We start from the raw sequence: 23982 nt of genomic DNA on the forward strand, positions 1-23982 counted from the left end.
AATTGTGTACAACTTTTCTAAAAACTGTCTTAATAGGCGCATTCGCAACGCTCCCCGGCGCCAAACCGGTGCAGCCCACCCCCATTTCATAGAGGACCGCCTGAGCATGGGACGTTTGACCACACACGTACTGGATGCCGCCCACGGTTGCCCCGGCAGCGCCATCAAGGTCGAGCTCTATCGCGTCGAGGGCACGGCACTGACCCTGGTCGCCACTGCCCTGACCAACAGCGACGGGCGCTGCGACGCGCCGGTGCTGCAGGGCGACGAGTACCGCACTGGGGTCTATCAGATCCAGTTCAGCGCCGGCGACTACTACCGCGCGCGCGGTGTGGCCTTGCCGGATCAGGCGTTCCTGGATGTGGTGGTGCTGCGCTTTGGCATCGATGCCAATCAAGAGCATTACCACGTGCCCTTGCTGATCTCCCCCTACAGCTACTCAACCTATCGCGGCAGCTAGCACGACACATTTTGCAACAGCCTGATGAAGTTCCCCGACCGACTTCGTAGGTAACCTCGCCCGCTCACACTGCGGGCTTTTTTTTGCCTGTTGTTCGTGCCAAGGGGCAGGTAATCTTGCCCGTTCACATGGCGGGCCGCTGTAAGGCCCGCGCGAAAGGAACTCGTCGGGTCGAATCATGAATAAGGCAGTCAGCGTCATCGCAGGAGTCGTGGTCGTGGTCGGGGCAGTGGCTACCGCCGGGGCCTGGTACACCGGTACCAAGGTGGAGGAGGTGATACGCGCCGGGGTGGCGGAGGCCAACGTGCAGTTGCAGGAGCGCATGGCTGGCGACAATGGCTCCGCCAGCCTGGAGGTCACCTCGGTGGAGCGGCATTTCTTCAGCAGCGAGGTGCATTACAAACTGCTGCTGGGCGGCGAGCACTTCTCCAACCAGGGCCAGCCGCTGCAGCTGGACTTCGTCGATCACCTGGAGCATGGGCCGCTGCCGCTATCGCGGGTCAGGCAGCTGAACCTGGTGCCGGTGATGGTGGCCAGTCATTTCGAGCTGCTGCGCACGCCGTCGACCGAAAAATGGTTCACCGCCACCCACGACGTCGCGCCGCTGCAGGGCCAGGCGGTGGTCAGCTACGAGCGCAACGCCAAGGTCGACGTGAACTTCCTGCCGCTGAGCCTCGATGGCAGCAACGGCGCCCTGCGCTTCTCAGGCGCCGACCTGCACATCTCGGCCTCCGGCGATGGCCAGCGCCTGGACACCACCGGCAGCATGGATGAACTGCAATTCACCCTGCCCACCGAGAAAGGCATGCTGAACCTGCTGTTCAAAGGCCTGACCCTGAGCTCGGGCGGCAGCAAGGGCCGCTCCGGTTTCTATCTGGGCCACACCGACGGCAAGCTGGCGTCGTTCAGCGGCCAGGTGCAGGGCGGCCCGGCCGTCGAGTTCAAGGATTTCAGCAGCGCCAGCCTGCTGCAGGAAGTGGAAGGCAACCTGGCCGGCGAGGTCAATTACGACGTGGCGGCCATCAGCGTCGCTGGCAAGCCGATCGGCTCCTCGCACCTGTCCGGCAGGCTGAACAATTTCGATATCGCCGCCACCCAGGCGCTGGTGCAGTTCTACCGCGCCAAGGTGTTGCCGCAAGCCCAGGCCGTCAACGCCGCACGGGCTGCCGGGCAGGACTACGACCTGCACCTGAGTCCGGCCGACCAGGCCCAGCTGAACGCCAATCTCACTACCCTGCTGGCGGCCAAGCCCCATGTGCAGCTGGACAAGTGGTCGCTCAAGACCGCCCATGGCGAAAGCCAGATCAGCCTGGCGCTTGACCTGGCCAACCCCGGCAGCTTCGATCAGGCGCCGGCCGACCTGTACCGCCAGCTGGTCGCCGACTTCAAGGCCGAGGTGCTGTTGAACAAGCCGATGGTGGCCGATCTGGTCGCCTTCCAGGCCCAGGTCCAAGGCCTGACCGATCCTGCTGCCGTGGCCAAGCAGGCCCAGGGCACCGCTGACGGCCTGGCCGGCATGGCCCAGGTGTTCGGCCTGGCCAGGATCGAAGGCGAGAACATCGTCTCGCGCCTGCACTTCGCGCAAGGCATGGTCGACTTCAACGGGCAGAAGATGACGCCGGAGCAGTTTGCGGCGCTGATGAGCGCCAAGGCAGGGCAGCTGGCGCCGCATTGAGGGTTTTTGGGTCACACTGGAAGGCTTGACTGCAACACAGGCGAGGGGGCAAAGCCCCCTCCCGCCGGCTCACGCCCTGCTCAACAACGACACCGTCCCCGCCGCCCCAAACAACCCGGCGCTGACCCGGTTGAACCAGCTCTGTCCCTTGCCAGTGCGCAGGTAGCGCGCCGCGCTGCGGGCGCCCAGGCCGTAGCCGACCTTGCACAGCAGATCGAGTACTGTCCAGGTTGCAATCATCACCAGCAATTGCCCCGCCAGCGGCCGATCCGCGCTGAGAAACTGCGGCAAAAAAGCGGCAAAGAACAGGATGTCCTTGGGGTTGCTCGCGCCCAGCACGAAGGCTCGCCCGAACAGCGCGCCGAAGCGTGGCGCCGGCAGCCCACCGGGTACCTCGCGGGCGGCGGCCGGCAGGCGCGATTGCTGCCAGCTCTGCCAGGCCAGATAGAACAGGTACAAGGCCCCGACGATCTTCAGCAGCGAGAACACCCGTTCCGAGGCCATCAGCAGCGCCCCCAAGCCCAGCGCCGAGGCGCTGAGCAGGCAGATCGACGCGCTCACCCCACCCAGAAATGCCGGGTAGGAGCGGCGCAGGCCGTAGTTCAGGCTGTTGCCGATCATCAGCAGCGACAGCGGCCCGGGGATGACGATCACCACCCAGGCGGCGCCGGCGAACAGCAGCCAGGTTTGCAGACTCATCGCGCATTCTCCTTACATGCAAAAGCCCCGTCGCAAGGACGGGGCTGGTGATACCTCAGAGCGTTAAAGGTATACAAACTTGGCGATAAATATCGCACAAAGTACCCACAGGCTCAGCGAAATTTCTTTCCAGCGGCCGGTGCCGGCCTTGAGCACCACGTAGGTGATGAAGCCCAGTGCGATGCCGTCGGCGACCGAGAAGGTCAGCGGCATCATGATGGCGGTGATGATCGCCGGAATGCTGTCGGTGGCTTCTTCCCATTCGATGTGGGCCAGGCCGCCCATCATCAGCATGGCCACGTAGATCAGCGCGCCGGCGGTTGCGTAGGCCGGAATCATCCCCGCCAGCGGGGCGAAAAACATCGCGGCGACGAATAGGATACCGACGGTGACGGCGGTCAGCCCGGTGCGGCCACCGGCCGCCACACCGGCAGCGCTTTCCACGTAGCTGGTCACCGGCGGCACGCCGAGCAGGGCGCCGCAGACGCTGGAGGCGCTGTCGGCCTTCAAGGCTCGCGAGAGATTCTCGATGCGCCCGTCCTTGTTCACCAGGCCGGCGCGCTGGGCCACGCCCATCAGGGTGCCGGCGGTGTCGAACATGTGCACGAAGAGAAAGGCCAGCACCACGCTGATCATGCTGATGTTGAACACGCCCTTGACGTCCATGGCCAGCCAGGTAGGCGCCAGGCTCGGTGGCATCGAGTAGATGCCGCCATATTGCACCAGGCCCAGGCCCCAGCCGGCGAGAGTCACGGCGATGATGCTGATGAGGATCGCGCCGAACACGCGGTGGTAGCTGAGCACCGCGATCATCAGAAAGCACACCGCCGACAGCAGCGGGCCTGGCTCGCGCAGTGAACCGAGCTTGATCAGCGTGGCCGGGCTGGCGACGATGATGCCCGAGGTTTTCAGGCCGATCACCCCGAGAAACAGGCCGACCCCGGCGCCCATGGCGTAGCGCAGGCTGACCGGAATGCTGTTGAGCAGCCATTCCCGCACTCGCGAGACGGTGAGGATCATGAACAGCACCCCGGAGACGAATACTGCGCCGAGTGCCGTTTCCCAGTGATAGCCCATGGTGCCGACCACGGTGTAGGTGAAGAACGCGTTGAGGCCCATACCCGGCGCCAGGCCCACTGGCCAGTTGGCGTAGAGGCCCATGAGCAGGCAGCCCAGGGCAGCGGCGATGCAGGTGGCGACGAATGCGGCGCCATGGTCGATGCCGGCATCGGCCATGATGTTGGGGTTGACGAAGATGATGTAGGCCATGGTGATGAAGGTGGTCACGCCGGCCAGCATTTCGGTTTTGACGGTGGTGCCGTGTAGCTTGAGTTTGAAAATCCGTTCCAGCCAGCTGTTGCTGACGGGCGCGAGATCCAGCGTAGGGGCTTCGGATTTGGGGCTTTCCACAGCGAGTACTCCTCAAGACTTTTCTTGTTTTGCGAAGCGCTCTGGGCAGAGGTCAGCTTCGTGAGGCAATCGGGATCGAGCTTGGCGCACAGAGTTGACCTGAAGGTCAGGAAGTGGCTCGGATGCGATTATGCTTTTGTATACAAATAAAGCAAATACTGTTTTTAAGATTGTTCGCCGAGTCAGCTTCGCTCTCGCTATATACCGTTGATTTGCGGGCTTTTGCCGGCGATCGACGGGGTGATTGGCTGAACCGCTTTACCTGACAGATAATCACGGCCCTGTGTACAATGCGCCCACTGCCGGTCACTTCGCCCACGAGCTACCATGAACGAACAGCTGCAACCTCTGAAAAAAGTTTCACGCGCCAGCAAGATCGGGCGCAGCGGTACCCAGGACGACATCGTCTATGCGCACATCTTCGAGGCCATTCTCGAACAGCGCCTGGCACCGGGTACCAAGTTGAGTGAAGAGGCTCTGGGCGAGATCTTCGGCGTCAGCCGTACCATCATTCGCCGCTCGCTGTCGCGCCTGGCCCATGAGGGCGTGGTGCTGCTGCGTCCCAACCGCGGCGCGGTGGTGGCCAGCCCCAGCGTCGACGAGGCCCGCCAGGTGTTCTTCGCCCGGCGCATGGTCGAGAAGGCCATCACCGAGCTTGCGGTCGAGCACGCCAGTGCCGAGCAATTGGCCGAGCTGCGCCAGATGGTTCGTGACGAGCGCGACAGTTTCTCGCGCGGCGATCGTGGCGCCGGCATCCGCCTGTCCGGCGAGTTCCACCTCAAGCTGGCCGAGGCGGCGCGCAACGCACCCTTGATCAGCTTCCAGCGCAGCCTGGTTTCGCAGACCTCGCTGATCATCGCCCAGTACGAAAGCGGCAACCGCACGCACTGCTCCTACGATGAACACACCCAGCTGATCGACGCCATCGAGGCGCGTAACCTGAGCTTGGCGGTGGACCTGATGATGCACCACATGGACCACATCGACAGCAAGCTCAACCTCGACGAGGAAAGTGCCTCGGATGATCTGCACGCGGTGTTTTCCCATTTGATGTTGGGCAAGAAGCCGGGCAAGGGGTGAGGGCTTCGTGCAGGGCTCGACGCTGCTCGCCCGCGTCAGATTTGCTCCTGCAGAAACTCCAGCAACACCCGATTGAATACCGCCGTATCACTCACGCTCGACGCATGCCCGCCATACGCCAGCAGGTGCAACTGCGCCTTGGGCAAGCGCTCTGCGAGCCGGGCAGATTGCTGCCAGGGCACCAGCATGTCGTCGCGATTGGCGATCAGCAGCGTCGGCGTAGTGATATCCCCCAGGCGCGCATCCACATCGAACGCCTGCAATGCGGCGATCCTTCTCAGCAAGTTCGCCTGCGGTGGAAAATGCGCCAGGGCATGGGCATCGTCCTGCGCCAATTGCGCCGTGTTGGCGGCGATCCAGTCGGCCGGATAGAGAAACAGCGCCTGCGCCTGCACATAGGCGGCCGGCCCGCTGTCGCGCAGCAGGGTCTTGCGCACCGCGAAGCAGCGCGCGCTGTGGTCGTTGGGGCGGCTCCAGGCGTTGATCAGCACCTGGCTTTGCAGCAACGCAGGGCGCTGCAAGGCCAGCTCCAGGCCGACCAGGCCGCCCAGGGCATGGCCGATGAAGTGGCAGCGCTGCACCTCCAGGCTGTCGAGCAGCACCGCCAGTTCACCGGCCATATGGCCGATCGAATAGTCGTCGGGCAGCTCGGCCTGCGAGCGCCCGCAGCCGGCCTGGTCATAGACGATCACCCGGTAGTCCTGCAGCAGCACCGGCAGTTGCGGCGCCCAGAAGCGCGCCGAGCCGCCCAGCCCGGAGCTGAACACCAGGGTAGGGGCGGCGGCGTCCTGGCGGCCGAGAATTTCGTGATACATGGATGGCTCCTCGCTGAATGGGAAACGGCGTCAGCCGATGTGGGCGATGCTGGCGATCTCGATCAGCGCTTCGGGTTTGACCAGCCCGCACTGGATGCAATAGCGCGCCGGTTTCTCGCCGGCGAAATAGTGCGCGTACACCAGGTTGATGGCCGCATAGTCGGCCCAGTCGCGCAGCATGATCATGTTGAAGGTGACGTCGTCCAGGGTGCCGCCGGCGGTCTCGATCACGCCCTTGATGGTCTCCAGCACATGGCGGGTCTGCGCGGCGGCGTCGCCGACATGGACCACGTTGTTGTCCTTGTCGAACGGCAGGGTGCCGGAGACGTAGAGCACGCCGTCGGCCAGGGAACCGGGTACGAACGGCGCGATCGGCACGCCGCTACCGGCGGGAATGATGGCTTGCTTGGGCATGGCAGGGTCCTCAGTGGTCGGTGTCGGGGGCAAAGGTGCTGCAGAAGTCATCGACGCTGGAAACCCAGCCGAAGAAGGTCTCGATGTTGAACAGCGCGGCCTGCTGGGCGAACGGCGGGCCGGCCTGGTGGGTAGCGTCGGCCAGCACCACGCCGAAGTACTCGAGGAAGAAGCCGTCGCGCAGGGTCGACTCCACGCAGACATTGGTGGCGATGCCGGTGAACACCAGGTTGCGGATGCCGCGGCTGCGCATGAGGCTGTCGAAGTTGGTGTTGAAAAAACCGCTGTAGCGGGTCTTGGGCACCACCATGTCGCCGGGCTGCGGGGTCAGTTCGTCCACCAGTTGGTAGTCCCAGCCGCCCTTGGCCAGCAGTGTGCCTTGCAGCTCCGGGCGCTGGCGCATGGTCTTGAGCGCATTGGACTTGTGCCAGTTGGGCGAGCCGGGGCCGCCGGCCTCGACGTAGGCGCTGTCCCAGCCGTTCTGGAAGAACACCACCGGCATGCCGGCAGCGCGGGCGCTGGCCAGGGCCTTCTGGATGTTGGCGACCACCGGGCCCGTGCTGCTGACATCGAAGCCGGCTAGGTCCAGATAGCCGCCTTGGGTCGAGTAGGCGTTCTGCATGTCCACCACCACCAGCGCGGTTTCATGGGCCTTGAGGCTCAGCGCTTCCGGGCGCGCGGGCAGGGTGCGGGCAGGGCGGGCGGGCAGCGCCGGGGCGTAGCCGCTGACGTGATTGGTAGCAGTGCTCATCAAGCGGACTCCTGCAAGGTGTGGATGTGCTGGCGGCTGCTCATCAGCGGCTGGATCTTCTGGCCGAAGTTTTCCACCCCGGCGATGAAGTCGTCGAAGGTGAGCATCACGCCCTGGGTGCCGGGCACTGTGGCCACTTCGTCGAGCATGCGCGCAACGCTGGCCCAGGAGCCCACCAGGGTGCCCATGTTGATGTTGACTGCCGATGTCGGGTCGGCCATCTGCCGCATGTTCGAGCCCGGGCTCTGGTCGGCGGCGCCTTTTTCCCCCAGCCAGGCGATGGCCTCCTGGTCGGCGCCGGCCTTGATGTGTTCCCAGCGTTCGCGGGCGGCATCATCGCTGTCGGCGGCGATGATCATGAACAACGGAAAGGAAGTGACGTTGCGCCCAGTCTCGCGGTTGGCCTCGATCAGCTTCTGCGCGGTGGGGGCGAAGGCGGTCGGGGTGTTGACGCCTTTGCCGAAGCAGAAGTTGTAGTCCGCGTACTTCGAGGAGAAGGCCATGCCGGCTTCGCTTTGCCCGGCGCAGATCAGCTTCATGTCGGCTTTGGGTTTAGGGCTGACGCGGCAATCGCTCATGGTGAAGTGCTGGCCCTTGAGGTCGCTGCTGCCGGTGCCCCACAGGTCACGCAGCACTTGCGCGTATTCGGCGAGGTATTCATAACGGGTGCCGAAAAATTCGTCGCCGGGCCACAGACCCATCTGCTCGTATTCGGGCTTCTGCCAGCCGGTGACCAGGTTGACGCCGAAGCGCCCATTGGAGATGGAGTCGATGGTCGAGGCCATGCGCGCGACGATCGCCGGCGGCAGGGTCAGGGTGGCGGCGGTGGCGAACAGCTGGATGCGGTTGGTGACCGCGGCCAGGCCCGCCATCAGGGTGAAGGATTCGAGGTTGTGCTCCCAGAACTCGGTCTTGCCGCCGAAGCCGCGCAACTTGATCATCGAGAGGGCGAAGTCCAGCCCGTAGTGCTCGCTGCGTTGCACAATCTGTTTGTTGAGTTCGAACGTGGGCAGGTATTGCGGGGCGTTTTCCGAAATCAGCCAGCCGTTGTTGCCGATGGGGATGAAGATGCCAATATCCATGAAGCAACCCTCCGAGGTGTCTGGGGTAGGGTTTTGCATGGACCGGGCCAGTTTTTGAATTGTATTGTGTTTCAGTGGGTTAGTTGATTTGCCGATTAATATCGGACCATCTGGTCTGGAAAAGAGCACTTGGTTTGTGCGCGCTGCGCTGGATTGGGGCGTTGCCCGCCGCCCCGATAAGAAGGGTGCAAGGCCAACTTGATCGGCGCTGCATTGCCTCGGCAGGTACGCCTATACCCAGGCGATCAGGTAAAGTGCCACCATCGAGCCGTTCTGGAATGCCTGCCTTCATGAAAGACAAAGCCCCCACCAAGCGCACGCCCAGCGCCGCCACCCTCAGCCGCCGCACCCGCCTAGTCGAAGGCAAGCGCACGGCAATCCTGGACGCTGCCTTGCAGATCTTCTCGCGCTACGGCCTGCATGGCACCAGCCTTGATCAGGTCGCCACGCTGGCCGACGTGTCGAAGACCAACCTGCTTTACTACTTCGCCAGCAAGGAAGAGCTGTACCTCAGCGTGCTGCGCCAGCTGCTGGACGTCTGGCTGTTGCCATTGCGCGGCTTCAGTGCCGAGCAGGACCCGATCATTGCCATCAGCGAGTACATCCGCATCAAGCTGCAATTGTCTCGCGACCATCCGGCCGAGTCGCGGCTGTTCTGCCTGGAGATCATTCAGGGCGCGCCGCTGTTGCTGGGCGAACTCGAGCAGCCGCTGCGCGAGACTGTCGAGGCCAAGGTGGCGGTTATCCAGGGCTGGATCGACGCCGGCAAGCTGGCGCCGGTGGCGCCCTACCACCTGATCTTCTCGCTTTGGGCGACCACCCAGCACTACACCGACTTTCGCACGCAGATCGACGCGGTCACCGGCAAGACCCTCGATGACCCGCAGTTCTTCGCCGAGGTGCTGAGCAGCGTGCAGAGCCTGTTCCTTGATGGCATAAGGCCAAGGGTTTGACACACCTTTGAGACATAACCGCCAAAGTTCGTGCTGGGGCGCCCCGAAAGCGAGCAGCCTGCACAAACCGGGTGCTCCGAAGTAGATCGACTGGTCAAACTCTGGCATTGTCTTTGGCTCAAGCCAATGAATCCAAAGACAATAAAAACCATGGCACACAATCTGCTATTCCAAAGCCCAGTCTTCACCCGTCAATGCTTGCATGGCTCTTTCAAGACGAGTTTCAGAAGCTCGCCCTAGAGCGCTCGCAAGCCATTGAAGCGCATCGCGCGATGCGCACGACATCAAGCCTCGCCAGCGATTGTTCACCGGTTTTGACCGGCGACGAACCTGTGTGCGCGCTGAAAACCGGAAAACTTTGAAGGATCAAGGAGTGTGGCCGTGGCAGTGAATAAAAAAGTGAAAGTTGCAAACGTTTGCGTAGGCCTGTGGAGCCTGGCAGCAGCCAGCACCGGCTGGACGGCCGAGGCGCCAGCCAAGGGCGTCGACAGCGCCCAGGGCGAGGGCCTGAGCTACGAGGTGGCGCCGCCGGAGCCGAGCAAGGCGGCGCCCTGGTTCAACCAGAACCTGACCCTGATCGGCAGCAAGGACATCAGCTTCGGCCCGCGCCCCAGCGACGACATCTACCTGGAATACGAGTACTTCGGTCGCAAAGGCCCCTTCGAGCTCTACGGCTACATCGACGCACCGAAGATTCTCGGCATCGGCAACAGCCATGACAGCGGCGTCTGGGACAAGGGCTCGCCGTTGTTCATGGAACACGAGCCGCGCATCTCCATCGATGAATTGACCGGGCGCAAGCTGGGCTTCGGCCCGTTCAAGGAGTTCTACCTGGCGTTCGACTGGATCTACGACAACGGCCACAACCGCGCCGGCCGCGCCAACACGCTGTACAGCGGCTTTGGTACGGACATCGACACCCACAGCCGGGTCAACCTGTCGGCCAACCTCTACGCCCGGCGCCAGTTCGAGAACTACGGTGCACCCAACGAATATTCCTGGGACGGCTACCGCGCCCAGCTCAAGTATGTGGTGCCGATCTACAAGTACAATAATGGCGCTTCGCTGACCTACATCGGTTTCACCAACTTTGACTTCGGCTCCGACCTGCATGACCAGGCTGGGCCCTCGCGTACCGCCGACGCCACCGTGGCCACCAACGTGTTTCTGTATTCGTTCACCCATCTGCGTTTCATGGCCGTAGGGCGCTACTTTCACAACGGTGGCAACTGGAAGGACGGCAGCGAGCTGAACTTCGGCGACGGCCCCTTCGAGGCCCGCTCGAACGGCTGGGGATACTACTTCGGGGTCGGCTATTCATTCTGAAGGCAGCTGCACGCTGCACTACCATCACAAGACGAGGCAAGGCTGAGATGAACACGCAACTTTCCAGTGAGCATTTGCAACTGCTCGAAGCGGCCAAGGCGGCCGCCCAGGCAACCTATTCGCCTTATTCGCACTTTCCAGTGGGTGCGGCACTGCTGACCGCCGACGGGCAGATCGTCAAAGGCTGCAACGTCGAGAACATTTCCTACGGCCTGACCAACTGCGCCGAACGCAGTGCCTTGTTCAGCGCCATCTCCCAGGGCGGCCAGCCGCGCAGTTTCAAGGCCATGGCAGTGTTCGCGCCCAAGGTCGAGCTGATCAGCCCCTGCGGCGCCTGTCGCCAGGTACTGCTGGAGCTGATGGCGGCTGACGCCTTGATCCTCTGCCAGGGCAGCGACCCGGCGGCGACCCGGGTGTGGACCCTGGAGCAATTGTTGCCCGGCGCTTTCAACGCCTTCTGACCCTACCTTGGAATCCAATACATGATCAGTCTGCTTGGCATTGTGGTGCTTGTCCTTATTGCGCTGGGCCTCTCGCGCCAGCGCCGTTCCATCCAGTGGCGCACGGTAGGCGGGGCGTTTCTCATACAAGTGGTCATCGGCGCCTTCGCCCTTTACGTGCCCTGGGGCCAGAGCGTGCTGGCAGAGCTGGCAGGCGCCGTGTCATCGCTGCAGTCCTATGCCAACAAGGGTATCGAGTTCATGTTCGGCGGCCTCGCTTCGCCGCACATGTTCGAGGTGTTCGGCAGCGGCGGCTTTGTCTTCGCCATCAGGGTACTGCCGGTGATCGTATTCTTCGGCAGCTTCATCTCGGTGATGTACTACATCGGCGTGATGGGCTGGATCATACGCATCGTCGGCGGCTTCCTCCACGTCGTACTGCGCACCAGTCGGGTCGAGTCGATGGCGGTGACCTCGGCGGTATTCATCGGCCAGTCCGAAGTGCCGCTGGTGGTGCGTCCGTTCATTGCCCAGATGACCCGCTCGGAACTGTTCGCGGTGATGGTCGGCGGCTTTGCCGCAGTGGCCGGCTCGGTGCTGCTGGGCTACGCCGGGTTGGGCGTGGAGCTCAAGTACCTGATCGCCGCCTGCTTCATGTCGGCGCCCGGGGCCTTGCTGATGGCCAAGCTGATGGAGCCGGAGACCGAAGAAGTGGTCGAGGCCCAGGCGCTGGACGTGCTGCACGACAAGGCCAGCAAGCCGGCCAACATTGTCGACGCCGCCGCCGAAGGCGCTCAGGTCGGGCTGCGCCTGGCCATGGCGGTGGGGGCCATGCTGCTGGCGTTCATCGGCCTGATCGCGCTGCTCAACGGCCTGCTTGGCTGGGCCGGGGGCTGGGTCGGCTTCCCGCACCTGACCCTGCAGCTGATCCTTGGCTACCTGCTCGCGCCGGTGGCGTTCATCATCGGCGTGCCGTGGAACGAGTGCGTGCTGGCCGGCGGTTTCATTGGCCAGAAGCTGATCCTCAACGAGTTCGTCGCCTATGCGGACCTGGGCAACTACCTGACCGCCGAGCGCGCGGCCCAAGCCAACGTGCCGCTGTTGTCGGCCCATACGCAAGTGATCGTGACCTTTGCCCTGTGCGGCTTCGCCAACCTTTCGTCGATCGCCATCCAGCTGGCCGGCCTTAGCGGCATCGCCCCGCAGCGGCGCCACGAACTGGCGAAACTGGGCTTTCGAGCCATGGTCGGCGGCACCTTGTCGAACCTGATGAGTGCGGCCATCGTCGGCTTTTTCATTTCCATCTGAAGGGGAGCGCGCGTCATGTGGATGGCCCAGGAAGTGATTCGTCGCAAACGCGACAGCCAGGTGCTCGGCGAGGCGGACATCCGCCGCTTTGTCGCCGGCATTGCAGATGCCAGCCTGAGCGACGCGCAGGTGGCAGCCTTCGCCATGGCGGTGCTGCTCAAGGGTATGACCCTGGCCGAGCGCATCGTCTTCACCGCCGCCATGCGCGACTCCGGCGAGGTGCTGCACTGGGCGCTGCCAGGGCCGGTGGTGGACAAGCACTCCACCGGAGGCGTCGGCGACTGCGTGAGCCTGGTGCTGGCGCCGCTGCTGGCCGCCTGCGGCTGCTATGTGCCGATGATTTCCGGGCGCGGCCTGGGGCACACCGGCGGCACCCTCGACAAGCTTGAAAGCATCCCCGGTTACGACTGCTACCCCAGCACCCAGCGCCTTCGCGAGGTGGTGCAAGAGGTCGGTTGCGCCATCGTCGGCGCGACCGCCAGCCTGGCGCCGGCCGACAAGCGCCTGTACGCCATCCGTGACGTGACGGCGACGGTGGAGTCGGTCGACCTGATCACCGCCTCGATCCTTGCCAAGAAGCTGGCTGCCGGTCTGCAAGTGCTGGTGATGGACGTCAAGACCGGCAACGGCGCGTTCATGGAAAGCGCCAGTGCGGCGCGGGAACTGGCGCAAAGCATCGTCGAGGTGGCCAATGGCGCCGAGGTGCGCACCTGCGCGCTGGTCACCGACATGGGCCAGCCGTTGGCACGCAGCGCCGGCAATGCGCTGGAGGTGGCCGAGGCGGTGGCGTTGCTCAAGGGCCAGGTGCGCAGCGAGCGGTTGTGGCAGGTGGTACTGGCCGTCGCCGAACAGGCCCTGTTGCTGGCGGGGCTGGCCCCCGACCTGGCCGCCGCCCGCGCGCAATTGCTGCACGCGTGGCGCAGCGGCGAGGCCTTGCAGCGCTTCGCGCGCATGGTCGTGGCCCTCGGCGGCCCAGCCGACCTGTGCCAGCGCCCCCAGCACTACCTCCCTGAGGCGCCGATCCGCTTCGCCGTATGGGCCCAGGCCAGCGGCCACGTCACCGCCATCGACACACGCAACGTCGGCCTGGCGGTGGTCGCCCTCGGTGGCGGCCGCCAGCAGCCGGACGACGCCCTCGACCTGGCCGTCGGCTTCAGCGACCTGGCCTTGCCGGGCGACGCGGTGGGCGAGCAGCGCCCGCTGGGCTGGGTGCATGCCGCCACCCAGGCGCGTGCCGAAGAGGCTGCCAACGCGTTGCGCGCCGCCTACCGGCTGGGGCCGGAACCGGTGGTGCCCGAGGTACTGATCCACGAACACATCCATTGACCCGAATGAATCGAAAAGCAACCACAAGGAGTCTCATCCGATGAACTCGATCAACCGTTTCACCCTCGTCGGCAGCCTGACCCTGGCCGCCCTGAACTGCCACGCCTACGCCGCTGAGGCGCCGCCGGTGCAACCCAAGGTGATGCTGATCGCCATGTTCGGCCCCGAGTCGCAGCACTGGATCGAACGCCTCAAGCTGACCCGCGACATCCCCGTGCCCGGCCTCTCCGAGGACTATCCGGCGGTGCACTGCAACGACCAGCAGGTGTGCCTGATGACCACCGGCATGGGCCAGACCAACGCCACCGCTTCGACCCTGGCGCTGGCCCTGGCGCCGCAGTTCGACCTGCGCAAGACCTACTTCGTGGTCGCCGGTATTGCCGGTATCAACCCCAAGCTGGGTACCCTTGGCACCGCCGCCTGGGCCCACTACCTGGTGGAGTTCGGCACCCAGTGGGAGATCGATCCCAGGGATGCGCCCAAGAGTTGGCCTACCGGCTACCTGGGCATCAACACCAAGGGGCCCAAGGAGAAGCCGCCGCTGGACTACAAGACCGAAGTGTTCGAGCTCAATCCGGCGCTGCAGGCCAAGGCCTATGCCCTGTCCCAGCACGTGGTGTTGAGCGAGAGCAAGGAGTCTGCGGCCTGGCGCAAACACTACCCGCAGGCCCCGGCCAACCTGGCGCCGGTGGTCACCCGCTGCGACACCGTGGCCGGCAACACCTGGTTTTCCGGCACGCGCCTGAGCGAGCGCGCCGAAGAATGGACGCGTCTGCTCACCGATGGCAAGGGCGCGTATTGCACCACTCAGCAGGAAGACAACTCCACCTACGAAGCGCTGCTGCGCGCCAGCCGCCTGGGCCGGGTGGACATCCAGCGCCTGGCGGTGCTGCGCGCCGGCTCGGATTTCGACCGGCCTTATCCTGGCTACAGTGAAGTCGACAACCTGCTCAAGTACGCCGATCAGGGCGGCTTCGTCCCGGCCCTGGAAAACCTCTATCGGGCGGGCGAGCCGCTGGTCAAGGACATCATTGAGCATTGGGCCCAGTGGGAGCAGGGGGTGCCGGCTTCCTGAGCGTGCGTGCGGGGGCAATGCCCCCGCGTGTTGAAAGATCAATTAAATCCAACTAACGACTTCGCGAAATTCAATATTCATTATCTTTACAGTTGTTCTTCTTGAGCCAGCTCGATACTCACCTATGCTCTCACTCAGCCTTTGAACCCGGGTTTATCCCGTTCATCCCAAGCAAGCCATGAGTGAGGAGGGTGGGCATGCTCGACCACGATGAGTTCCCTCAATTTGCTCGAAAATCTCAGGCGGTCGAGATTGACGGTGTCGGCGACTCAGGCACGAGCAGCGCGGCGTCAGGGTCACAGATACTGCAGTTCGTCGCCGCCAATGGCGGCCGTTCGCCAGCCCCGTCACCACAGCCGGCTGAGAGCGCCATGCGCGTGCATATCCAGGCCAGCGTCGAGCAGTCCCTTGGGCAAATGCTGGAGTTCGAGCGTTTTGGCCACAACCGCCTGCTCCCCAAGGCGGTCGACCTCGATGAGCTTAAATCTCGCTTGCGGGCCATGAAATGGCGGCCTTTGCAACGCTGGCAGCGCGATGTTCTGCACCTTCTTGAAGCGCCCGCGCTGGCCTTTATCGACAAGTTCAAGCTGTACAGTAAAGGTCGCGGCCTGCCGGGGGCCAACCTCGATCTCATCAACTTCAAGTTGCGCCTGCTGCAGGAAGGGCTTGATGAAAACAGCGCCGATTACGAACTGTTCAGACAGGCCAACCTGCTGGCTGAGCACATCGGCGCCACCCTGGATCTGTTTCCGAGCCTGATGTTCTATGCCAATGCACCTTCCTGGCAGGGGCTTGTGCAGAAAACCCGTGGACGACTGTTTGATGAAGTGCTGCCGGTACCTGCCGAGCGCCCGCCGATCAATCGACCCTTCACGCAGCAATTCAACCAGATCGTCAATTCGGCCCTCTGGGAAGAACGGGTCAAGCGCGAAGTACGCGGTGGGGAAGTACGGAGTAAGGCCAACAAGCTGCTGACCGGGGTGCGGCTACGCGGCAAATTTGCCGACGAGGTCCGCGGCGAGTCTGGCGGTGGCACCGAGCTTGCCGATTACATCCACGACGTCTGTCAGGTACTGCCCGGGGTGCTGGAGGCCATCAAGCGCACCAGCAAGGTGTTGCTGCCGTCCCATGTCGATCCCGCGCCGCTGGCCGACTCGGCCCAGGGATTCTTCGCCAGAGCCGTAGACAGAGAGAGTGACCTGAACAAGAAACTGGACGCTCCAGCGGACATCATTCCCAAGGGCCTCAAGCCGCAGATGAGCGGGTTGACCCTGGCCACTACCGCCGAAAGTGCCTTCCTGAGCGTCAAGAACACCCTGGCGAAGCTTGGCTCCAAAACGGTGAAAACCGCTTATCGGGGTTTGCAGCTGGCCTATGTGGCCAACCCCGCCAGCAACCAGGCCGTGCTGGCTGCGGGCCTGATATTGCTCGATAGCCTGCAGCAGACGATGCGCGACGTGGGCAGGACAAGAAACGCCGTGCAACCCTTGCGCGACGCCGTGGCATTGCAGCGCGAGCTGCGCCGCGAAGCCGCGCAGCCGCTCACCCCGGCGTTGGGCGAACGCTTGCAGAGCGATGCCGACGGCTGGCAGCTCAAGGCTCAAGCTGCGGAGAAAACCCTCCTGGAAGAGCTCGAGAGGCTGACGCCGCTGGCTGTGGACAGTGGCTGGCAGGCCCTGTTGTCGGATATCCGCGACCAGCTGAAACAGGCGCCATCCGCTGCACGCAACACCATTGACCGCTTCGACGAAGTCATAAAGGAGCAGGTCAGGAACCTGGCAGCGATCCACAGCGAAGTGCGCGAGCAGACGCTGCGGCTTGCCAGGCTGGGGATGGCCGGACGTGCCGACTTCGACCTCTACCTGAGATACTGGACACAGCAGCTGCAAGCCAGCAAAAACCAGCTCAAAAGCGACCTGGTCAAAGCCACGGGGCATTCCGCCGCCAACTTTTCCCGGCATGGCATGCTCAGCCGCGGCTGGGCCGAGGCGGCCGAGGCGGACAAGCAGCGCTATCTGCAGCAGCTGCCCGAAGCGGATCGCGCCGAAGCGGGCGTCCTCTACCAGCGGCTGTTGCTGGAGGCCCTGGAAGACCACCTGCCGCTGTTCGCCAAAGAGACGGACCCCAACGGCAAGCGGCTATTGCACCGGCTGCGCACCGAGTTGGGCCATGCCGAGCGGGGCACTACCGTTTACCCGGCGACCATGGCCGAGATCCTCGCTGGCGTGAAGAGCACCAGCCAGGAGATAAGCCTCTGGTCGCGCAAGCGCCTGGCCACCGGCCTGCTGCTGGGCATCGCCATGGGGACGTTTTCACTGGCAAGCCTGGGCTGGAAGGTCACGGCGCGGGTCGTGCTCACCGGCCACAAGTTGGTGTCAGCCGCCCGCACCGCGAGTCAGGGCGTGCGCGTGGGCCAGGGCAAGGCCAGCGACGAACTGCGCGAATACGCCAAGCACAGCGTCAAGACGGCGGCGGTCAAGCTGGTCGTGTCGATGACGCCCGGGCTGTCCTCGGCGTTGGGGGTCGCGACCGTGGTATGGGACGCCTACGAGGGGGGGTTGGAAGGCGCGGTCGACAAGATATTGCTGGATATTGCAGAAGGGCTGCCGATGATGCCCGTTCACGAGGCCCGGGGGTTCGTGACCGACACCGCCTCCGATTGGGCGATCAGGCTCAAGGATCACCTGCAGCAAATGTTGCATGAGGCGCCGCGTGAGGAGGCCGCAAGCACCGATGCTGCGATCGATGAGCCGGCGGTCGCGGCAAAACTGTCGACATCGCTGAGCACGCATGACGAGCTGTCGCGCATCGCCCAGTCGCACGACCCTGCACGAAGTGCATTGGCCAGGCGCCTGCAAGCACAGCTGGGCGACGCCGAGGTGCCGATGTCGCGCTCCAATCAGGGCGGCACCAGCCTCTACAGCCCCACCCACCACCAGATCGAACTGGCCGCCGACGCGGACGACTGGGTGATGCTGCACGAAATCGCACACAGCCTGACGGCGAACAAGTTGCGCTTCGGGCTGCGCAACCCGGATTCGGAACTGGGTAAAACCGCCGCGAGCATTGAGGCGCTGCGCCAGACGGCACTCGCGGCTTACCAGGGCTCAGATACCGATACGCGGTATTACCTGAGCACGGCCGAAGAGTTCGTCGCCGGCCTGTACTCCGGCAAGGCTGATTTCATCGAGCACCTGAAAAGTATCGATACCGGGGGCGACAGTGTGCTGTCGCTGCTGGTCGATGCCATCTGCTGGTTGTTGGGCATTGCGGCTCAGCAGCAGAGCGCTTTGTTCAAAGCGCTGGGGTGGGCTGACGAGCTAGTCGGAACTGAGTTGCCCGAGGATGGACAATTCGACGCGATAGAGCCGGGGGAAGACCTGCGCAGTTCGCCACAGGGCGACACCGCGCCGGGATGGAAAAAAATAGGCACGCTCTACCCTTCCGAGCGACCAATTCCAGCTGGGCAGCATGTGCAACTCAGGTTCGGTTATGAAAACGGTGGAAACTGGGTAGTGGTCATCGAGATTCCTGACGGGAAGCGCGGCTGGCCAGCCTGGCTGGACTATCTAACTCATTACCTCAACACTGTCACGCCTTCGAGACCGAAGCCCTGGACCAACCCAGTGCGGGTCGGCGAGCTGAAAGGGGGCGAGATTGAGACGGCTTCGTCGAGCTCTGCACACGATGTCTTCGTTGTCGGCCATTCCACGGCAATTTGGGTGAACTACAGTTTTGTCGATGCCCCAGACGCTCGAAGGGGTGTTAACTTCGCACGAGCAGCGACCCTGCCGCCACAAGCGCCGCCGGCTGCTATACCTCAGCCTCAAACTGAATCGATTACAGAAGATGGCGGGGCGTTGCCGCCGGCTGCTATACCTCAGCCTCAAACTGAATCGATTACAGAAGATGGCGGGGCGTTGCCGCCGGCTGCTATACCTCAGCCTCAAACTGAATCGATTACAGAAGATGGCGGGGCGTTGCCGCCGGCTGCTATACCTCAGCCTCAAACTGAATCGATTACAGAAGGTGGCGGGGCGTTGCCGCCGGCTGCTATACCTCAGCCTCAAACTGAATCGATTACAGCAGATGGCGGGGAGTTGCTGCCGGCTGCGGAGGATGATGATGATGACGCTATTCCTGCGGGCGCAAGTGCGTTGGACCGGCTGCCCGGTATCCGGCCCATCGGTGCGATGGATAATTCAGACATGGACTTTCCCCCCGGTAAAAAGCTGTACTTGAACTTTCGCAAACGCAGTGGGCAAAGATTTTCCATCGTCATCGATATACCCCAAGACGCTCGGAACGATGGCGAATGGCAGCGTTATGCTGCCGAATACATCAACGATCGCGAATTGCACCATGGTGCTATCAAGATCGGCAGGGAAGTCGGCAAAGGCTATGTCGTTCTAGCCGACCTCGGTGCACCGAATACAATCTATGCGGGAAGTGATAGCGATATAGAACACGCCACATGGGGGATCGATAGCAGGGTCCAAGTGCCAGGCACAGATCTTGATTTTCCCATGCTCGATCGCTACGTTAGAGAAAGCAATAGTATCGCCGAGTGGGTGGCTGAGCGCCAACGGCTGGAAGTATCGAAAGCAGCGGCATTGGCGCAAGTAGCAGACGATGATCAAAAGCAGTATGTCGCTGCTATCAATCTGCGGCTGCAAGCAATAGCGTATAGAATAGAAACCGCTAACGCCATGCGCAGTGAATTGCGAGGTCCGGCACAAGCGGAAAATGACCTGATCGAGGGGTTGTCTGCCGAGCCGCCGCCGCAGGTCTCGACGGGCAGTCCAAATATTGATGCTGTCGCAAAGGCTAAGTCCGAGCGCAGCAGTGTGTCTAAGAAACTGTTGGCAATCCGTGCCTACCAGAATTACCTGGATAACCATAGCGTGTTGTACAGTGGTGCAGAGCATGATGCCCGACGCGCAAAGCTGAATACGCTTTACACTACTCTTGCACAGCAGGCGGCCAATATAGATGTGAGCCTGGTTGCGCTTTATGGACCGGCAGAAACTGAGAAGGCTAACATTGACATCAGGGCGCGCAACAAGTCGCGTTTGCAAATGGGACGACAGGACGCCATCTATCTGCTTGATTTGAAAACAGAGCTGCACGTCATCCAACTACGCCTTAAAGATGCATGGGATTGGGATCATCGACACAAGGTCAAGCTGAATGCCTGGCAAACCGCTCCTGTCATGCCCACAGGCAGGTTCACTGCCGCCGACTTCCGTCTACCTCAATCCGAAGGTCGCGCGCTCCTCAAAATGCGCGACGCGGTCGAGGCAGAAATCAAAGCGCAGGAAACGAAGATTGTGCAGTTCGCTATTGATAATCCTCAAGAGCCAGAACGCGCTGTGACTGGTGGCATTGCGCCCGCCGAGTCGAAACCTGCCGGGGGCAATCACGAGCGCGAATATGAGCAAGGCGTCGCGGCTATCATAGGGCGCAGGGATCAGGTGATCGTGCAAGGTGCCTGGGCCAAAAGCATATATATATACGAAGCTGACTTGGATAAGAAATTCGAGGTTTCGTATAACGCCAAGGCTGGGCTAGTTGGCAAGGACCCATTGGGCAGAATCGCGCGTATGAGAATATTCACGCTCAGAGAGATCTTGCTCGGCGAAGCGGATCGTTACGTTTCTGCCACCACCACAATCAGAGATATCGTCCCGGTAGCAGATAGTTCGGAGCCCATCACTGAAGACCTTTCCGATGCTCTGATCAAGCTATTGATAAGGAGAAATAGGCTCGACGTGGCCAGTGATTTCAGCCACCAGATGGAGGCGGCCGTCGATAAACTGATCGCGCAGCCCTACCTGCAGGAAACGTTCGCGGCGCAAGTAGTAGGCGCCACCTTGAGAACATTGAAAGATAATCACCAAGTGATTGGCGCGGGTAAACCGATTTATCAGGATATTTTCAAGGCCTATCTGATGGGATATCTTGAGCCCACTCCTGTCTATGTTCATGGGAAAGCCATCCCTGGCGTCGTGGCCATAGGCCAAGGTAACTTCAGGATCTTGCTTTCTGTGCAGACGGGCAAGGTCATATTGTTCGATGCGAATGAGAAAAATGTCTTGCTCACTGACTTCCTCAAAGGTCATGTGGCCGCCCTTGATAAAAACACCATTACCGATTCGGCGCTGTCGCCCCGAAAAATCCGTGGTCGGGGTAATCTTGCCATCTGGCCGAACCAAAATATTAACTTCGGTTCAGGAAGTGAAGTTCTTCACAGCACGCTTCTGCAGGCCTCAGCGGATAGGCTTAAGTCGAATTTGAGCGGGTTGGCCTATACTCGTGAGGAGGCGGATGACGACCGCTATCGGGATGTAAAGAGGGGCATCGCCGAGGCGTCGCTGGCCCTGCTTACAGTCGCCACTGTTGACGTACCTGCAGGGGTCCAGTTTATGCTCGCCCTGTGGGGTACTGCCGCCAGTTCATTGGTAAATATGCAGGTAAATCATGAGGATGCACTAAATTCAGATCGTCTAAGCGATCTGGAGAAATCCCGAAAAGATGTGCGGGTGGGCAAATTTTTGATGGGGCTTAAATTGGTGGTTCCACATTTCTCGAAAATTAATATGGGCAGCAAGATGGACACGGCGGTGGCGGGGCTCAGCGAACTGTTGACACAGGGCTCTGAGTTTCTCGCCATCCCTCATTATCACAAGTCAGTGGCTCCCGTGATTCCCATAGAGAAAATAGTCGAAGCTTCAAGTGCAACTGACGAAGAAGCCAGCAAACCGGCGAATAATGTGTGAGGGGCGGGGCAACCCGGCCTTGCAGGCTTTCGGAGGAGACCGCCGCCTCCCACCTAAGTCTGCCTGGACGAGATCTGCAAGAATGTCTCGTGTGAGAGTGACACGGTGACCCAGCTTCTCAGCGCTTGTGCACCAACCGCCCCGCCGCAAATGTCTCGCTCACCGTCCGGTCATCGCCCAGGGTCATCAGCACGAACAAGGTTTCCTCGAACGCCTTGGACTGCTTGATGCGGTACGACAGCAGCGGCGTGGCGTTGTAGTCGAGCACCACGAAATCGGCGTCGGTGCCCGGTTGCAGGGTGCCGATCCGGTCTTCCAGGCGCAGCGCGCGGGCCCCGCCGAGGGTTGCCAGGTACAGCGACTTGAACGGGCTGAGCTTCTCGCCCTGCAGCTGCATGACCTTATAGGCCTCGTTCAGCGTCTGCAGCAGCGAGAAGCTGGTGCCGCCGCCGACGTCGGTGCCCAGGCCGACGTTGACCTTGTGCTTCTCGGCCTTGGCCAGGTCGAACAGGCCGCTGCCCAGAAACAGGTTCGAGGTCGGGCAGAAGGCGATGGCCGAGCCGGTCTCGGCCAGCCGTGCGCATTCCTGGTCACACAGGTGCACGCCGTGGGCCAGTACCGAACGCTCGCCGAGCAGCTGGTAGTGGTCGTACACGTCCAGGTAGTTCTTGCGCTCGGGGAACAGCGCCTTGACCCATTCCACCTCCTTGAGGTTTTCGCTGATGTGGGTCTGCATGTACAGGTCGGGGTATTCGCCCAGCAGCTGGCCGGCCAGGGTCAGTTGCTGCTCGGTGCTGGTCGGCGCGAAGCGCGGGGTCACCGCATAGTGCAACCGGCCCTTGCCGTGCCAGCGCTCGATCAGCGCCTTGCTGTCGGCGTAGCTGGATTCGGCGGTGTCCACCAGGTAGTCGGGGGCGTTGCGGTCCATCATCACTTTGCCGGCGATCAGGCGCAGGTCCAGGCGCTCGGCGGCCTCGAACAGGGCATCCACCGACTGCGGGTGCACGCTGGCGAACACCAGTGCGGTGGTGGTGCCGTTGCGCAGCAGTTCCTTGAGGAAAATCTCGGCCACCTGGTCGGCGTGCGCCTTGTCGGCGAACTGGCTCTCGCAGGGGAAGGTGTAGTTGTTCAGCCAGTCGAGCAGCTGCTCGCCGTAGGCACCGACCATGCCGGTCTGCGGAAAATGGATGTGCGTGTCGATGAAGCCGGGGGTGATCAGCGAGTCCTGGTAGTGGAGGATCTCGACTTCGTCGTCGAGCTCGGCGAGCAGAGCCTCGGCCGGGCCGACGGCGACGATCTTGCCGTCGTCGACCACCAGCAGGCCGTCTTCGAAGTATTCATAGGACGCCTCCACGCCGACCTCGGCCGGGTCGGCGAGGCTGTGCAGGATGGCGGCGCGATAGGCTTTGCGGGTCAGGCTCATGGCAGTTTCCGGTAAAGATAGGTAGCAAGCATTATTGGACGGCCTGGCTGCGTCGCGACATGGGCAGCAGCTGGGCAACGGACGGGGCGCTCGAAGCACCCGAGCCGAAGGCGGCGTTGTAGGTGGCGATGATCTCGCCGGCGATCGACACGGCGATCTCGATGGGCAGCTTGCCCTTGACCTCGCCAATGCCCATCGGGCAACGCATGCGTTGCACCACGGCGGGTTCGAAGCCGCGGTCGCGCAAGCGGTGTTCGAACTTGGCACGCTTGGTTTTCGAGCCGATCAGGCCGAACCAGGTGAAGTCGTTGCGCTTGAGGATGGCGGCGGTCAGTTCCAGGTCCAGCTGGTGATTGTGGGTCATGACGATGCAGTAGCTGCCGGCGGGCAGGTTATCGACTTCGTCCACCGGCTCTTCGCTGACGATTCTACTCACTCCGGCCGGAATCAGCGCCGGAAACTCCTGTTCCCGGGAGTCGATCCAGCGCACCCGCACCGGCAGGCTGGCCAGCAGCGGCACCAGCGCACGGCCGACGTGGCCGGCGCCGAACACGGCGATCTGCGCCTGGGGTTGGCCCATGGGCTCGAACAGCAGCACGGTGGCGCCGCCGCAGCACTGGCCAAGGCTGGCGCCGAGGCTGAAGCGCTCCAGGTGGGTGTCCTGGCGGCCGCTGGCAAGCATCTCGCGGGCGATGTGCATGGCCTTGAACTCCAGGTGGCCGCCGCCGATGGTGTCGTACAGGCCGCTGGCGCTGACCACCATCTTCGAGCCGGCGTTGCGCGGCGTGGAGCCTTTCTCTTCGATGATGGTGACAAGTACGCAGGCTTCGCCGCGGGTCTGCAGTTCGGCCAGGGCGCTGATCCAGTGGTTCATGGTTGGATTTCCTTTGGTTGGCCTTGGGGGTTGGCCTCGGGGATTGCCTTGAGGGCCCTGCCTGCAGGACCGAGCTTGCGCTCCAGCCCTTC

19 protein-coding genes are annotated in these 23982 nt (G+C 62.6%); 11 read left to right on the top strand and 8 right to left on the bottom strand.

Annotated elements, in window-relative coordinates:
* Positions 1-106 precede the first annotated feature (106 nt).
* Both uraH and SFA35_RS08495 read left to right on the top strand, forming a co-directional pair.
* Complete coding sequence (gene uraH, locus SFA35_RS08490) at positions 107-460, top strand: hydroxyisourate hydrolase (protein ID WP_320577214.1); 354 nt, start codon at positions 107-109, stop codon at positions 458-460.
* A gap of 178 nt (positions 461-638) precedes the next feature.
* Entirely contained in the window at positions 639-2135 is a 1497-nt protein-coding gene (locus SFA35_RS08495; RefSeq protein WP_320577217.1) for a YdgA family protein, read from the top strand.
* Between the two features lie 69 nt (positions 2136-2204).
* Here SFA35_RS08495 and SFA35_RS08500 read toward each other — a convergent pair whose 3' ends face one another.
* Positions 2205-2834 (bottom strand): LysE family translocator, encoded by a 630-nt coding sequence (locus tag SFA35_RS08500; protein ID WP_320577219.1) that lies wholly within the window; start codon positions 2832-2834, stop codon positions 2205-2207.
* Positions 2835-2897: 63 nt separating this feature from the next.
* The gene (locus SFA35_RS08505; RefSeq protein ID WP_320577222.1) at positions 2898-4244 is read right to left on the bottom strand and encodes an NCS2 family permease; all 1347 of its coding nucleotides are present in this window, start codon (positions 4242-4244) and stop codon (positions 2898-2900) included.
* Positions 4245-4571: 327 nt separating this feature from the next.
* Between SFA35_RS08505 and SFA35_RS08510 the strand changes: the two genes are divergently transcribed.
* Entirely contained in the window at positions 4572-5324 is a 753-nt protein-coding gene (locus tag SFA35_RS08510) for a GntR family transcriptional regulator (RefSeq protein WP_320577224.1), read from the top strand.
* 35 nt (positions 5325-5359) lie between these two features.
* Here the strand turns inward: SFA35_RS08510 and rutD are convergent, their stop codons facing one another.
* The 4 genes from rutD to rutA are packed head-to-tail and all read right to left on the bottom strand — an operon-like array spanning position 5360 to position 8386.
* Entirely contained in the window at positions 5360-6139 is a 780-nt protein-coding gene (gene rutD, locus SFA35_RS08515) for a pyrimidine utilization protein D (RefSeq protein WP_320577226.1), read from the bottom strand.
* Positions 6140-6169: 30 nt separating this feature from the next.
* Positions 6170-6553, bottom strand: coding sequence for a pyrimidine utilization protein C (rutC, locus tag SFA35_RS08520; RefSeq protein ID WP_320577228.1), 384 nt, complete (start codon positions 6551-6553; stop codon positions 6170-6172).
* Positions 6554-6563: 10 nt separating this feature from the next.
* Entirely contained in the window at positions 6564-7304 is a 741-nt protein-coding gene (gene rutB / locus SFA35_RS08525; protein ID WP_320577230.1) for a pyrimidine utilization protein B, read from the bottom strand.
* Positions 7304-8386: a pyrimidine utilization protein A gene (gene rutA, locus SFA35_RS08530; protein WP_320577234.1), complete on the bottom strand. Its 1083-nt coding sequence runs from the start codon at positions 8384-8386 to the stop codon at positions 7304-7306. Before rutA ends, rutB begins: the two co-directional genes overlap by 1 nt.
* Positions 8387-8676: 290 nt before the next feature.
* Here rutA and rutR point away from each other — a divergent pair, with 290 nt between their 5' ends.
* The 8 genes from rutR to SFA35_RS08570 all read left to right on the top strand — a co-directional run bounded on the left by rutR (position 8677) and on the right by SFA35_RS08570 (position 21593).
* Positions 8677-9339: an HTH-type transcriptional regulator RutR gene (rutR, locus tag SFA35_RS08535; protein ID WP_320577238.1), complete on the top strand. Its 663-nt coding sequence runs from the start codon at positions 8677-8679 to the stop codon at positions 9337-9339.
* A gap of 113 nt (positions 9340-9452) precedes the next feature.
* Positions 9453-9701, top strand: a complete 249-nt coding sequence (locus SFA35_RS08540; protein WP_320577240.1) for a hypothetical protein — start codon at positions 9453-9455, stop codon at positions 9699-9701.
* Between the two features lie 64 nt (positions 9702-9765).
* Entirely contained in the window at positions 9766-10665 is a 900-nt protein-coding gene (locus SFA35_RS08545; RefSeq protein WP_320578916.1) for a nucleoside-specific channel-forming protein Tsx, read from the top strand.
* 47 nt (positions 10666-10712) lie between these two features.
* Positions 10713-11126, top strand: a complete 414-nt coding sequence (locus SFA35_RS08550; RefSeq protein WP_320577242.1) for a cytidine deaminase — start codon at positions 10713-10715, stop codon at positions 11124-11126.
* A gap of 21 nt (positions 11127-11147) precedes the next feature.
* Positions 11148-12413 carry a NupC/NupG family nucleoside CNT transporter gene (locus tag SFA35_RS08555; RefSeq protein WP_320577245.1) on the top strand — a complete coding sequence of 422 codons (1266 nt, stop codon included), beginning with the start codon at positions 11148-11150 and terminating at the stop codon, positions 12411-12413.
* 15 nt (positions 12414-12428) lie between these two features.
* Positions 12429-13739 carry a thymidine phosphorylase gene (gene deoA / locus SFA35_RS08560; RefSeq protein ID WP_320577247.1) on the top strand — a complete coding sequence of 437 codons (1311 nt, stop codon included), beginning with the start codon at positions 12429-12431 and terminating at the stop codon, positions 13737-13739.
* 40 nt (positions 13740-13779) lie between these two features.
* Complete coding sequence (locus SFA35_RS08565; RefSeq protein ID WP_320577249.1) at positions 13780-14814, top strand: purine nucleoside permease; 1035 nt, start codon at positions 13780-13782, stop codon at positions 14812-14814.
* A gap of 197 nt (positions 14815-15011) precedes the next feature.
* Positions 15012-21593: a hypothetical protein gene (locus SFA35_RS08570; RefSeq protein WP_320577251.1), complete on the top strand. Its 6582-nt coding sequence runs from the start codon at positions 15012-15014 to the stop codon at positions 21591-21593.
* 118 nt (positions 21594-21711) lie between these two features.
* Here the strand turns inward: SFA35_RS08570 and guaD are convergent, their stop codons facing one another.
* Positions 21712-23016, bottom strand: a complete 1305-nt coding sequence (gene guaD, locus SFA35_RS08575; protein ID WP_320577253.1) for a guanine deaminase — start codon at positions 23014-23016, stop codon at positions 21712-21714.
* Between the two features lie 31 nt (positions 23017-23047).
* Positions 23048-23890 carry a xanthine dehydrogenase accessory protein XdhC gene (xdhC, locus tag SFA35_RS08580; protein WP_320577256.1) on the bottom strand — a complete coding sequence of 281 codons (843 nt, stop codon included), beginning with the start codon at positions 23888-23890 and terminating at the stop codon, positions 23048-23050.
* Positions 23891-23982: the final 92 nt, after the last annotated feature.

This window comes from Pseudomonas sp. HR96, assembly GCF_034059295.1.
Classification (GTDB): Bacteria; Pseudomonadota; Gammaproteobacteria; order Pseudomonadales; family Pseudomonadaceae; genus Aquipseudomonas.